Below are 12,500 nucleotides of genomic sequence, written 5' to 3'. Positions count from 1 at the left end.
CCGCCTGGAGGACCTTATGCGTATTGTTGCGCTATGCCTGACGCTGCTACTGCCCTGGGCTGTGCAGGCCGAACCATGGAAAGTGGTGGGCGATGAGCAATTTGCGCCTTACAGCTTTGTCACCATTGAGGACGACCAGCCGCGCGGGCTGGATGTCGAGTTGGTGGAGGCCGTTATGCAAGAGGCCAAGATCGCCTACAGCCTGCGCCTATATCCCTGGGAGCGGGTCAAACGCATGATCGACCGCAGCGAAGTGGCCATGGCCTTTCAGTTCGCAGGCACCCCTGAGCGCATGCAGCAGTACGAGTTGGTCGGGCCGATTCGCACCGGTTCCACAGTATTTATGACCTCGCGCAAAACCACCCTCAGCGACTGGACCCAACTCGAGGATCTGTCGCCTTACATCATTGGCCAGGTACGCGGCTATGCCTACCAGTCGGACTTTGACAAAGCTGAACTATCACGCGACACCAGTGCACAGAACCCACGTCAGCTGGTGTCGATGCTGCTGGCCGGACGCATTGATGTGATAGTCGGCGACCGGGTGCAGTTGATGTACTTCGTACGCGAGCAACGTGCGGAAGAGAACATACACATCCTGCCCAAACCGCTGGTGGAAATGCCGCGTTATGTGGCCTTCGCCAAGGGTGATAGCGTCCGTGCCAAACAGTTCTCGGCAGCGCTGGAGCGTTTAAGACAGGCTGGCACCTTGGATAGCATTTACAAGCGCTGGCACTAAGCCGCGTCTTTTATCTATTTGCCCAGGAGCCACCATGCGCGTCGCCCTTTCGTTATTACTGCTATCAACCACCTTAGCCCTGAGCGGCTGCGGCCTCGGTGAAACGGCGGCCACCGCCAGCCTGCAAGCAGAGCAGGCGGCACAATTGCAGCAGCAGACCGAGCAGCTGAAACAGCAGATCGAAGCGGCCAATGCGCAGAGCAATAAACGCTTGGAAGAAGGCTATTGAACGGCCTTACTGCACCGGTAGGAAGTTCATAAATAGCAACCCCTGGGCATAGCTCACGCCCATGCGCCGATAGCGCTCATCCAGCACATCGGTGAGCAGATCCAGACGTGCGACTATCTTGCCGAACTCCACGGCATAGCTGAGGTTATGCCCCTCGGCAGAAATCTCGTTGGACAATAGCCAGGGTTTGCCGCCGGCATCCGTACGCTGGGCGAGCATCCAACTGGCCTTCTCGAAATTACGCGCGGCGTTATGGATAAACTGCGGGTCCAGCGTGTCGCTCAGGTAGTACTCGGTGCGCCCGCCGTGGGCAGTGATCAGCATGCTCGCCAACGAATAGATAAACGCTCCCACGCGATCGCCCTGGTACTCGGCGCTCAGGGCATAACTCAGCGCCGCCACATCGGTACGCCCGCCCAGCTGCGGCAATGGTTGGTCCAGCTCGATAGCACGGTGTACCGCGCGCTTGGCGGACTCCACATCAGCCAAACCGGTTTTACGCCACTCACGCGGATTGCGCAGGTACAACTTGTCCATCAAACGGTAGAGGCTGTTGAGATTGTTGCGCATGCCCAGGGTAGCCATACGGTCAGCATGGCTCTGGAAGAACTCGGTGGGTTTGATCGGACTGCGGTTGCTGACAATGGTTTGATGGTCCTGCCGGGTTGAGCACCCACTGACCGCCAGCAACAGCACAACCAGCAACGACAGGCGCATTGCCACAGCATTGCCGTCCGACCAGACGGGCCCATTTCTTAGCCATTGCCAACGCTGCACAGTACTCATCAGAGGAGGTCGTCCGCTGCGGTGTGATGGGGTAACGCTAGCAACAAAATCCAGATTGGCCAGTTTTCCTCCCTGAATACATGACTTTCAGCACAATCAAGCACCTAGCTGCATAAGCTCAGGTGGACTGCCAACAGACCGTCTGAGGCGCAAAAGATTTCCAACCACTTATCAATGCATTGTCAAAAGGCCCGTCGCAGAGCGCTTTAAGCGGTATGATCCGCAGCTTTTTGGCTGCCGAGTGCCCCATGCTGCGTCTGCTTGTCCTGCTTTGCCTGCTAGTTACCCTGCCCGCCTTCGCTGACGCTCCGAAAACCTTCAACGCCGCGAAAAAAATTGCCTGGCGGCTGTATGCCGAACGCCCAAACACCTTCTATTGCCAATGTGCCTACAACGGAAACCGGGTCGACCTCGGCAGCTGCGGCTACAGCCCGCGCAAACAACTGCGCCGTGCCCAGCGCCTTGAATGGGAACATGTGGTGCCAGCCTGGGTAATCGGCCATCAGCGTCTGTGCTGGCAGAACGGCGGCCGCAAGAACTGCACCCGCACAGACGCCACGTTCAAAGCCGCCGAAGCTGACCTGCATAACCTGGTGCCGAGCATCGGTGAGGTGAATGGTGACCGCTCCAACTACGCCCTCGGCATGCTCAGCGACAAACCCACGCAGTACGGAAGCTGTCCGATGGTGGTCAACTTCAAGGCGAAAACCGCCATGCCGCCGCCCCATGCGCGCGGAGCAGCGGCGCGCATCTATCTGTATATGGCCGAGCGTTATCAGCTGCGCTTGTCCAAACTCGACCGGCGCACCTACGAAGCCTGGAGCCGCCAATACCCGATCAGCGAGTGGGAGCGCTGGCGCAATCAGCAGGTCGGCTGCGTAATGGGCCACGGCAACCCCTATGTCGGCGCCATCGATATTGGCCGTTGCAACCCGCTACGCCGCGCCGGCAACCCGCAACGCAACAGTGGTTAAACCTCAATCCCAAGAGCCTGCGCGCAGTTATTGACGCTAAACTTCACACCACGCCAGCCCGAGTATTGCCCTATGCCCAGCACCGCCGCCCCAAGCGCCGCCCACGCCATTGCTGAAACCCGCGCCTGGGTTGATCGCGCCGTGATCGGCCTGAACCTCTGTCCGTTCGCCAAGGCCGTGCAGGTCAAAGGACAAGTGCGCTATGTGGTGTGTGCCAGCGCCGAGCCGGAGGAACTGCTCGCCATGCTGATTGATGAGCTGCACCACCTGGCCAACTGCGAGCCCAGCGAAACCGACACCACCCTGCTGATCCACCCCGCCGCGCTCAACGACTTTCTCGACTTCAACGACTTTCTCGCCGTGGCCGATGACGCCCTCGACGATCTCGGCTATGCCGGGACTCTGCAAGTGGCCAGCTTCCACCCGCAGTTCCAGTTTGCTGACACCAGCGTCAATGATGTCAGCAACGCCACCAACCGCTCGCCCTACCCGACCCTGCATATCCTCCGTGAAGCCAGCATCGATCGCGCCGTAGCCGCCTTCCCCGACCCGGAGGCGATCTTCGAGGCCAATATCCAGACCCTGGAAGACCTCGGCGCAGAAGGCTGGGCCGCCCTGCAGGCGCAATGCCGCAAAGACGCGCAAACCAGCTAAGCCACAAACGCAGGGCTGCCAGAACACCTGACGGCACGACAGCGTATCTATCCAGCTCAGTCCCCACGCCCATGCAAATGAGCGTGGGGATGCTACGTACCCGACGAATGGACGCTATTGAGCGCAGTTCCAAGCAAGAACCTTGAGAGATTTGCAAGCTGATCAACACAATTGATCGGCGCGACTCAATAAAATCCCACGTCTTTCGCAGCTGCCAATACTGGCCGAGTTGCTTGCCGAATGCGCTCACCTCTGCGGGCCGCTGGCAACAACGCTCACGACCCTCTCGCGGGTCAAGACACAGATAAAACAAGGGATAACGCTATGGCTCGGGTTCGTAAACTGGTGCTGGCAATCGCAGCGGCTTCGGCGCTGTCATCCGGCATGGCGCACGCGCTAGGGCTGGGTGAAGTGACGCTGCAGTCAGAGCTCAATCAGCCATTGGTAGCTGAGATCGAGCTACTGGAAAGCCGTGGCCTGGATGCCAATGAAGTGATCCCGACCCTGGCGTCCCCGGAAGCATTTAACAAAGCCGGGATTGATCGTCAGTTCTTCCTGACCGACCTGAAATTCACCCCGCTGCTCAAAGCCAATGGCAAGAGCGTTATCCGGGTGACCTCGAATAAGCCGATGCGCGAGCCTTACCTGAACTTCCTGGTACAGGTGCTCTGGCCGAACGGCCGCTTGCAGCGCGAATACACCCTGCTGCTGGACCCGCCGCTCTACACCGCGCAAAGCGTTATCCCTGCCGCAGTACAACAGCCGGCAACCGTAGCCTCTTCTCCTGCACGGGTACAGCCGCCTGCAGCACGTCCGGCGGTTACTGCAACTCAGCAAGCCCCCCTCGGCGCTGCTGCCACAGCGCAGGCAGGCAATGAGTACAAGACCACCGCCAACGACAACCTCTGGGACATTGCCAACCGTGTGCGGGGTGACGGTAGCGTGCACCAGGCCATGCTGGCGATCCAGGAGCTGAATCCGCAGGCCTTTATCGATAACAACATCAACCGCATGAAAAGCGGTCAGGTGCTGCGCCTACCCGATGCACAACAAATCAACAGCCGCACGCAAAGCGCCGCCATTGCTCAGGTTAACCAGCAGACTGCGGCCTGGCGTGAAGCGCGCAGTGTTGCTGCCAGCGCCCGCCAGCTGGATGCCAGCAAGCGCAATACCGCAGCCGCTACGCCAACCACCCTTGAACGCCGCGATAACCTGAAACTGGTTGCCGAAGGCAGCGACAAGGCGGGCACCGGCAGTGACAAAGGCAGCGCAGGCAACAAGGCCCTGCTTGATCAGTTGGCGGTAACCCAGGAGAGCCTCGATTCGACCAATCGTGAAAACGCTGAGCTGAAAAGCCGTATTGCCGACCTGCAAAGCCAACTCGACAAACTGCAGCGCCTGATCCAATTGAAAAACGATCAGATGGCCCAGCTACAGGCTCATCTGGCCGCGCAGAACCAGGTGCCAGCGGCGACGCCTGGCATGCCAGAAGCTACAGCAGGCGCTGCAACACCAGCTATTCCTTAAGCCCAGAGCGATCAAAGCCCACAGCTGTGGGCTTTGATCGCAGCACTTAGCTACTCGCTGGGGTGCACTTGGCCTGAGCGGCCTCGGGAGTCAGGTTGCGCACCGAGGTGTAGAACAACTCGCAGGTTTGCAGCTTGTCAGTGACCTGCCACTTCTCGCTGCAGGCGCTCAGCACCGGGCTCGCGTCCTGATTGGGTTGTTCGCCCATACGCGCCTGCCAGCAGGCGGCACTGAGGTCCTGCCCCATGACTTTTAGCCCCGCTGCATCGGCTTTCTGCTGATCGCCGTCATAGTTTTCCGGGTCAGCCGCATACCAGATGTAGCTGGGGTGGTTGGCGCCGAGCACGGCCACTTGCTGCCCAGCGGCTGGGCTGATCTGCGCCAGACCGAGGACATCGACAGAAACCCCGTACTGCTGATTAACCCAGCTGCGCACCGGGCTGCCGAAAGCCACCATCGGCAGCGTTTGGCCGCCTTCACCGGCGGTCAACTGCATGACCATCTGCGTCTGGTAGGCGTTGAAATAGCTGTAAACCCCCTCAAGCGCGCTGCCGGCGTTGGCGGGTGCGGCAATCGGCGCAATGTCGATGATGGTCTGGAAGGCCGGCGTCTGCGCCGCACTGATGCCGTTCTCGGTCAGTAGGTCAGCCCAACGATTTGTGGTGCTCGACTCTAGATAATCCTGCGCCTGGGTCAGCGAGTAATCCGGTGGGAAATGCAGCAGCTCAACGCTCTTGCGGTTATCCAGCGCCATACCCAGCGGCAGGAACAACGACCAGTTGTATTGCCACTTGCCGTCCTTGTTGAGCAATTTGGCGCCGGCGTAGGCCAGCTCCCCGGTCTTCAGCAGTTGCTCGAGTGGCTTACCGTAGCCCTCGGGCACCTCGGTAAATTTGGCGTAGAGGTCTTGCTGCTCGCGGTGCACGGTGACCTTGGCGGTGTCGTAACCATCGCGCTGCAAGCTCTGACGCAGGTAGTGCTCAGCGGTCTGCTCCAGCGTCCAATCGCGATAGCAGATCACATTGCAGTTGTTGGGATAGGCAAACAAACGGGTGACGCGCTCGGTACTGCCAAGCTTGACCGTGACATCAGCGGCCTGAGCATGACAGGCCAACAGCCCAGCGGCTGCGACAAGCAGAAATCCTTTGCGGCTCAACATAAGCGACTCCTTTATTGAGGAAGAATCCTCTTCACTTCAGCCTCCAGGCCCGAGGCTGAAGTACAGAAGCAAAGGCGACGGATTGAATTGTTCTTTGCTCCGCCAGCCTGCCGATACTGCCAAATATTTCTTGCCACCACACAACCGAACTGCCTTCTGATCAAAACTGCACCTCCCAGCCAGGCATAAAACAGACAGTATCGTTCTGGCCGTTCTGCACTGCGTTCAGTCAGCCCACGCCGCCCTGTTTTACACAGGCTTTACATTGCGCCCTGCAATGCCGGGCAACACCCAGTGTCGAAACTACAAGCCGGAAAAGACCGGTTTGCAGAGGAGTTTCGATCATGCTGTCGCGTATCCCCCTTATCACCGGCCTAGTGGCCAGTCTGGCGCTGTTTGCCCAGGCCCCAGCGCAGGCCTCCAACCGTGACGCAGCGATTGCCGGAGCCGTGGTGGGCGCGGTGATTGGTGGCGTTATCGTCAGCCAAAGCCGCCCCGTACAGGTCTACACCCCGCCACCGCGCGAGTACTACCCGCCGCCACCGGCTTATTACCCTCCACGCCGCGTGTACTACGAACGCCAGCCGGTCTACTACCAACCAGCCCCGGTGTATTACGTGCAGGAACGGCCGCGCCACAAACGCTGGCATGGCCACAAACACCGTCGCCACGACGGCCATGGCCACGGCTATCGCTGATAAACAAAAAGCCCCGCAAATGCGGGGCTTTTTTATCAGTATCAGCCAGCTAGAACACATCACTGGCACCCTGCGCTGCAGCTCATCCACAGCGCAGGAAGGCGGCATCAGTCATAAAGCTGCTCGACAAAGAACTCGTAATTGTCCGCATTATCGACAGCACGACCTGGGGTATTTGTGGCCAGATTCGCCGCGTTAGCTGGGCCATAACCACCAAGAATATCCTCGGTATTACCAATCGAGTGGGTCATCTCATGCAGCACGCTACCGGCCTGGGTATCAAACCCGACGTTGGCAGGCAGCGCAAAGAAGGCATTGCAGAACCACACATCAAAATCACCCCGCACGCGCGCATTAGTGGCTGCAACATAACCAGGGTTATTGCAAGGCACAGCCGGATTGACCCGGCAATAGGCAGTCAGCGTGCTGTTTGAGCTGAGCTTGAAACGCACACCGTCCAGCACACTGCGCACTCGCTGATAGCGGCCCTGTTCAAAGGTGCCGAACCAGGTGAGATAAGAGCTCGGCCCGTTATTACGCAGTGCCTGCTCATTGTTGTTCACCAGGTTGTAGGCATCATTTGACCAGGTCGTGGCGCGCGCCACCGCATTGGCAACCGCAAGGCGATCAGGCGCGTTAGCGCATGAGCCGTCGTAAACGATGTTTACCGCCATAGCCGGCTGCGCCAGCGCCAACAGCAACGCCAGCCCGCCCAGCAGGCGTGAAAAAGACAACGGTGTAGAAAATGAAACGGGAGTGATGTCCATGATCGGCTTCCTTGTGCAGGTTAGGGGCTGCCATCGCATTTGCGGATGGCAACCCCTTGTAAAACCCCGCACGCAATACAATCAGCTGGAAGCCTTTCCGCTGGCTATTCGCGGATGATGAACAGCTTAGTGACAAACCACTCGGCGCCCTTGTACAGATAGCCAAGCGGCCCGTAGATAGTGGCGGGGCTTGGCCGGCATCTGCTGGCGCAGCTCAACACTCAGGGTGGACATCTGGATCTGATCCTTGAGGATGCGCATGCATGCGCCCATCGAATCGATTTCCGCTGTACGCGGTTATGGGGCTGGATAGAGCAACGTCATGCACAACAGAAGCGTCCTGCCAACTCGCCCAACTCTTAGCGATAGGGATGTGCGCGGTCAGGGCAGGAAATAGATGGAGCAAAAAGAAGGCCCGCCAGAACAACGGGCCAGATATAGCTTAGAAGCGGTACGCCAAGCCCAGTGTCACGGTCTGGGTCTTGAAGTCCACCTTATCCCTGATAGTGCTGCTCAGACCGGGGTTGCCCGGGTTGGTGACGGCGTACGAGGTATCCACCGAACCGTAATCGGCATACAGGTACTCGCCCCGCAGGGACAGGCGCTCGCTCAGCGCATATTCACCACCAGCCCCCACAACCCAGCCGGTCTTGGTCTCTTCACTGGAACCTTGGCCGCGAGCATCGTCGAGAAATGTATCACTGTGCTGAGAGTCCAGCTTGAGCCGGGTCACCGCTATGCCGGCGGTCAGATAAGCCAACCACTGATCCTGGGCCAACCCCAAACGGGCGCGCAGGGTGCCTTGCCAGTCGGCTTCGACAGACTGCTCAAGGATGAAGCTGTCTGCTGGGGCGCTCAGGTATACCGCTGACTCACTGCGTGCCTCATCGAAGCTCAAGCTATTGATACTGGCCTCAACGCCCCAGTACAGATTGCCCTGCTGTAGCCCATAGCCACCAAACAGGCCGCCCGAGGCGTTCCATTGCGAGACACTGCCATCGCCCGCATCACGTAATTGCTGTGGGTCGGTAGTGGTGAAGTAATCGCTAGGGCCGCCAACAGAAGCACGCGTCGAAGTATCACCCTTACCCTCAGCAGCGCCCAGGCTGCCGCCGAAGTAAGCCCCGGACCAGTCGCGGGCAGAATCGGCATAAGCCAGAGCGGGAAGCAGATTGGCAGCACTGAACAGGCTGAGGGCGGCGAGATAGGAATGGCGCAATGCAGATCTCCTTGGATGGGGGGGGCTTTAGCCGACAGGTCTGGCGATTATTAATGATGGCATGGCGCATTGCCAGCAGCCCAGGCCCCCTTGAAGCGTGGGCCGCGAAAATTGAGCGGCCCACGGGCACAGCAGCAAACCATCTGTGAGACTTTCTACGGATTAACCAGCGCAATACGCCGGCCTGCCTCACTCCGTGCGGAAACGCACCACCAGTTGTTTCAGTTCACTGCTTAGGCCACTTTGTTCCTGGGCGTAGCTTTCCACCTCGGCGGCTTGCGCGGATATCTGCGTCACTGCGTCGTTGATGGCGACGATGTTCTGGTTGATTTCCTCAGTCACCAGATGCTGTTCCTCAGTCGCAGTAGCGATCTGCATGGTCATGTCGCGGATCATCTGCACCTTGCCTTCAATACTCTCGAAGGCGGCCATGACCTCCTCGGACAGCACGATGGCCTTGCCCGATTCGACCAGGCTTTGGTCCATGCTCACCGTCACTTCCTTGATGCGGTTGACCAGCAGGTTGAGGATGCTGTTGATCTGCTCGGTAGAGTCCTGAGTGCGTTTGGCCAGGTTGCGCACCTCATCGGCCACCACCGCAAACCCGCGCCCCTGCTCGCCCGCGCGGGCGGCTTCGATGGCCGCGTTCAACGCCAGCAGGTTGGTCTGTTCGGCGATCTGCTGAATAGTCGAGAGGATGTTGTTGATATTGACCGTTTCCTTCTCCAGCTCCTGAATCACCTTGCTGGAGTTCTGGATGCTGGTGCCGAGTTTGTTGACCCCAGACGTACTACGGCCAATCACCTCTTTGCCATTGCGCGTGGCCACCAGGCCCTGCTCCGACACCTCGGCGGTCTGCACACAGGTCTTGGCCACCTCGTTGGCCGCCGAAGACATCTCGGTCACCGCCGTGACGATCTGCTCCACCGAACTCAGCTGGCGTTGCAGCGTGGCGGACATCGCCGTGGTGCGCTTGTTGGTATCACTGGAAACCCCATCCATGCTGATGGCGTTTTCCTTGATCACCTTGATCATGCCCTGGATCGACGCGATAAATTGATTGAACCACTTGGCCAGCTCGCCGGTTTCATCACTGCTGAGCAACTCCAGCCGACGGGTCAGGTCGCCTTCACCCTGGGCGATGGTACGCAGCCCATCCTTCACCAGATTGATCGGGTTGACGATACGGTTGGCGATAATCACCCCCGCCGCACCGAATACCAGCACCAGCACCACACAGACAATCAGGGTGATCCAGGTCAGCTCGCGGGCGCTGGCGTAAATCTCGTCCGCCTGCTTGAAGCCAACAAACTTCCAGCCCAGCTCAGGCGAGGTATAGACGTTGGCCATATACGCCACCCCGTCGATCTCCACCTCCACCAGGCCGTTCTCGGTTTTACCGATAACCGCGAAATGCTCGCCGGGCAGCTCGCTGACCTTCTTGAAGTTGTTGTCCGGCGTCAAACCATCCACCAGCAAGGTGCCGCTGCTCTCTGCCAGCATCAGGAAACCGGTTTCACCGAAGCGCACCTTCTGCGCCATATCGGTGAGCGCCTTGAGCGACACATCCACCGCCACCACCCCGGCAAACTGCCCGGCGGTGTCCTTGAAGCCCTTGAGCACCGAGACATACACCGCGTCATCCGGCTCCCAGTAATAACCGTCGCGGCGGGCCAGGGTGAAATTGGCGTCGCGACCAATCGGATACCACTCACGCGTGCGCGGGTCCCAATCACCGTAATCACCGGTGCCCGGCCACTCCACATAGCCGCCCTTGGTATCGCTCATGTACACGTAGCCGAAGGTGGGGTTGTTCTTACCGATGCTGGAGAAGTAATCGAAGATCTGCTTCTCGCGCCCACCATTGGCAGTGGCCACCTCGCCCGGCTTGCGCGCCTCACCGAAGTAGGTGGTCAGCTCGCCGTTCTGCGCATCCTGCACGGCAGGGTATTCCGCCAGAGCGGAAACGGTATGGCCCACCGAATCAAAGAAGGTGGCGAAGCTGTTGTTCACCAGTTTCATATCCAGGCTGCTGGACACCAGAAAGTTCTCTTTGGCCTGCTGCGTGACATTGCGAATCGTCAGCAGCGCCACCACCAGAACCGGAATCAGGGTTGCAACCAGAAAACTCACCAGCAATTTGGATTTGATGCTCATGGAATGTCGCCTTCTAGCTGTCTAGTAATACGCTCTATCGGCGCTTGTTGAGGATAGTTAAGGCTTATGACAGCGCCAGCGTGAGACTCAGTAGCTGACGCCATCTGCATAAAAAGCGCCCCAAGCATCATCAATGCCAATTTGCCATCACCGCACATTGTCATTAGCCTGTGCGCCGCCCAGGGACGGGCGATAGCAGATGGCCGTTCCTTGCGCACTAACCCGCTGTATCGACAAGGATTCGCCATGAAAAAGATTGCCTACCTGCTGGCCCTGACCCTGCTCGCCACCCTGACCGGTTGCACCATCAAGCACCCGATTGCCGAGGACTACCCCGCCTACCTGAGCAACAACACCGGGGACAGCCAACTGCCCAGCGCCAGCGGCCCTGCCGCCTACGCCCTGAGCCCGGCCACCAGCAGCCACCATTACGAATTCCGCTCCGCCGTGGTGGGCCATGCCAACCTGTGGATCGTCAACTTCGGCCAGATGCTCGACGACACCCTGCAATCGGCGGACGTACAACAAGCCTTCGGCCGCCTCGAAGCGCGCCAGAGTGGTGATCTGCCGCTGCTGAGCTTCGAGCTGCAGGAATACCGCTTCGCCGACTTCCGCGCCTACATCACCTTGAAGGTGAACGTCAGCGCGGACGAACAGCAACTGTTCTCCAAAACCTACAAGGTCGAGGGCAAAAGCCAGGGCGGCAAAATGTTCTGGGGCGGCTCCTTCGCCATGAAAAACGCCATCCAGCAATCCACCAAACTGGCCCTGGACGACATCCTGCGCGAGTTTATTCAGGACTATAACCAGCTCAATCTGGCCCAGAAGTAAGCCCGTCGCTCGGGCAACGACCGCAGTGGTGGATGGATACAGCGTCATCCACCCTACTTGCTGACGGCATGGGCTGTAGTGGCTTGGCGTTCAATGACACCCGCCGCATGTGTATTGCCAGTACTTACTGGTTTCGGCTTTACGCCGAGTCACTTTCTCTTTGCGCGCGCAAAGAGAAAGTAACCAAAGAGAAAGCGCGCCCGGCATCCGGGTTTCGCTGCGCTCAACTTCCCTCGCTCCGGTGCTGTTCCGAGGGTCGTCACGGTGGGCCATCCCTGGCCCATCGTTCCTCGTTTGGCATCCATGCCAAACGCCCCTCTCCACAGCACCTACGCTCGGCCTCCTGACGGGATTCGGGGATCGCGTTGTCTAGGCGATTTGTGGACGGCAAAAAAGCAAAAGCATCGCGGCCATGGGCCGCTCCTACGGGTTCGTAGTCGTAGCCTGTAGGGCGGGTGAAACCCGCCATGTTTTTGCTTTTCAATCCGCGATTACACAGACGACGCCAAACGCCCCATCAGAAGGCCGAGTGGAATCGTTGTGGAAGGGAACGAGCCGCATGGATGCGGCGAGAGGCGTAAAGGGCCAGGGACGGCCCTTGTACGCCGGCCCCTGGAGCAATGATGGAACGAGGGAAGTCGAGCACAGCGAGACCCGGATGCAAGGGGCAAGACTTTTTGCTTACTTTTGGGGCGTCTGCCAAAAGTGAGCCGCCGTAAGGGCGGAACCATTACCCCGAACAACACATAAGCGGCGGACA

The 12,500-nt window shown here is 59.1% G+C and carries 11 protein-coding genes and 2 pseudogenes; 7 read left to right on the top strand and 6 right to left on the bottom strand.

Annotated features, from left to right (window positions below; genetic code table 11):
* Window positions 1–16: 16 nt before the first annotated feature.
* Window positions 17–739, top strand: coding sequence for a transporter substrate-binding domain-containing protein (locus tag RHP75_RS04430; protein WP_311090621.1), 723 nt, complete (start codon window positions 17–19; stop codon window positions 737–739).
* Between the two features lie 34 nt (window positions 740–773).
* The gene (locus RHP75_RS04425) at window positions 774–968 is read left to right on the top strand and encodes a hypothetical protein (RefSeq protein WP_311090620.1); all 195 of its coding nucleotides are present in this window, start codon (window positions 774–776) and stop codon (window positions 966–968) included.
* A gap of 6 nt (window positions 969–974) precedes the next feature.
* Here the strand turns inward: RHP75_RS04425 and RHP75_RS04420 are convergent, their stop codons facing one another.
* Window positions 975–1,685: a hypothetical protein gene (locus RHP75_RS04420; protein ID WP_311090619.1), complete on the bottom strand. Its 711-nt coding sequence runs from the start codon at window positions 1,683–1,685 to the stop codon at window positions 975–977.
* Between the two features lie 317 nt (window positions 1,686–2,002).
* On the opposite strand from RHP75_RS04420, the gene RHP75_RS04415 reads away from it, so the two are divergent.
* The 3 genes and pseudogenes from RHP75_RS04415 to RHP75_RS04405 form a co-directional block, all read left to right on the top strand.
* Window positions 2,003–2,728, top strand: coding sequence for an endonuclease (locus RHP75_RS04415; protein ID WP_311090618.1), 726 nt, complete (start codon window positions 2,003–2,005; stop codon window positions 2,726–2,728).
* 72 nt (window positions 2,729–2,800) lie between these two features.
* The gene (locus tag RHP75_RS04410) at window positions 2,801–3,382 is read left to right on the top strand and encodes a DUF1415 domain-containing protein (RefSeq protein ID WP_311090617.1); all 582 of its coding nucleotides are present in this window, start codon (window positions 2,801–2,803) and stop codon (window positions 3,380–3,382) included.
* A 324-nt stretch (window positions 3,383–3,706) separates the two neighbouring features.
* A pseudogene (locus tag RHP75_RS04405) lies at window positions 3,707–4,897 on the top strand (FimV family protein); the annotation flags it as partial.
* A 58-nt stretch (window positions 4,898–4,955) separates the two neighbouring features.
* Here RHP75_RS04405 and RHP75_RS04400 read toward each other — a convergent pair.
* On the bottom strand, window positions 4,956–6,068 hold the full coding sequence (locus tag RHP75_RS04400) for a hypothetical protein (RefSeq protein ID WP_311090616.1): 1,113 nt from the start codon (window positions 6,066–6,068) through the stop codon (window positions 4,956–4,958).
* A 344-nt stretch (window positions 6,069–6,412) separates the two neighbouring features.
* On the opposite strand from RHP75_RS04400, the gene RHP75_RS04395 reads away from it, so the two are divergent.
* A complete protein-coding gene (locus RHP75_RS04395) occupies window positions 6,413–6,766 on the top strand; it encodes a hypothetical protein (protein WP_311090615.1) in 354 nt (117 codons plus the stop codon).
* Window positions 6,767–6,873: 107 nt separating this feature from the next.
* Here the strand turns inward: RHP75_RS04395 and RHP75_RS04390 are convergent, their stop codons facing one another.
* The 4 genes and pseudogenes from RHP75_RS04390 to RHP75_RS21160 form a co-directional block, all read right to left on the bottom strand.
* Window positions 6,874–7,533 (bottom strand): M35 family metallo-endopeptidase, encoded by a 660-nt coding sequence (locus RHP75_RS04390; RefSeq protein WP_311090614.1) that lies wholly within the window; start codon window positions 7,531–7,533, stop codon window positions 6,874–6,876.
* A 442-nt stretch (window positions 7,534–7,975) separates the two neighbouring features.
* Window positions 7,976–8,752 carry a porin family protein gene (locus tag RHP75_RS04385; RefSeq protein WP_311090613.1) on the bottom strand — a complete coding sequence of 259 codons (777 nt, stop codon included), beginning with the start codon at window positions 8,750–8,752 and terminating at the stop codon, window positions 7,976–7,978.
* Between the two features lie 189 nt (window positions 8,753–8,941).
* Entirely contained in the window at window positions 8,942–9,649 is a 708-nt protein-coding gene (locus tag RHP75_RS21165; protein WP_409079723.1) for a methyl-accepting chemotaxis protein, read from the bottom strand.
* 201 nt (window positions 9,650–9,850) lie between these two features.
* Window positions 9,851–10,774 (bottom strand): annotated as a pseudogene (locus tag RHP75_RS21160) (cache domain-containing protein); the annotation flags it as partial.
* A 381-nt stretch (window positions 10,775–11,155) separates the two neighbouring features.
* On the opposite strand from RHP75_RS21160, the gene RHP75_RS04375 reads away from it, so the two are divergent.
* Window positions 11,156–11,740: a lipoprotein gene (locus RHP75_RS04375; protein WP_311090611.1), complete on the top strand. Its 585-nt coding sequence runs from the start codon at window positions 11,156–11,158 to the stop codon at window positions 11,738–11,740.
* Window positions 11,741–12,500: the final 760 nt, after the last annotated feature.

This window comes from Pseudomonas sp. SG20056 (genome assembly GCF_031764535.1).
GTDB lineage: Bacteria > Pseudomonadota > Gammaproteobacteria > Pseudomonadales > Pseudomonadaceae > Aquipseudomonas.
Note: the sequence above shows the minus strand (reverse complement) of the source record. Positions and strands in the feature narration are given on the sequence as shown.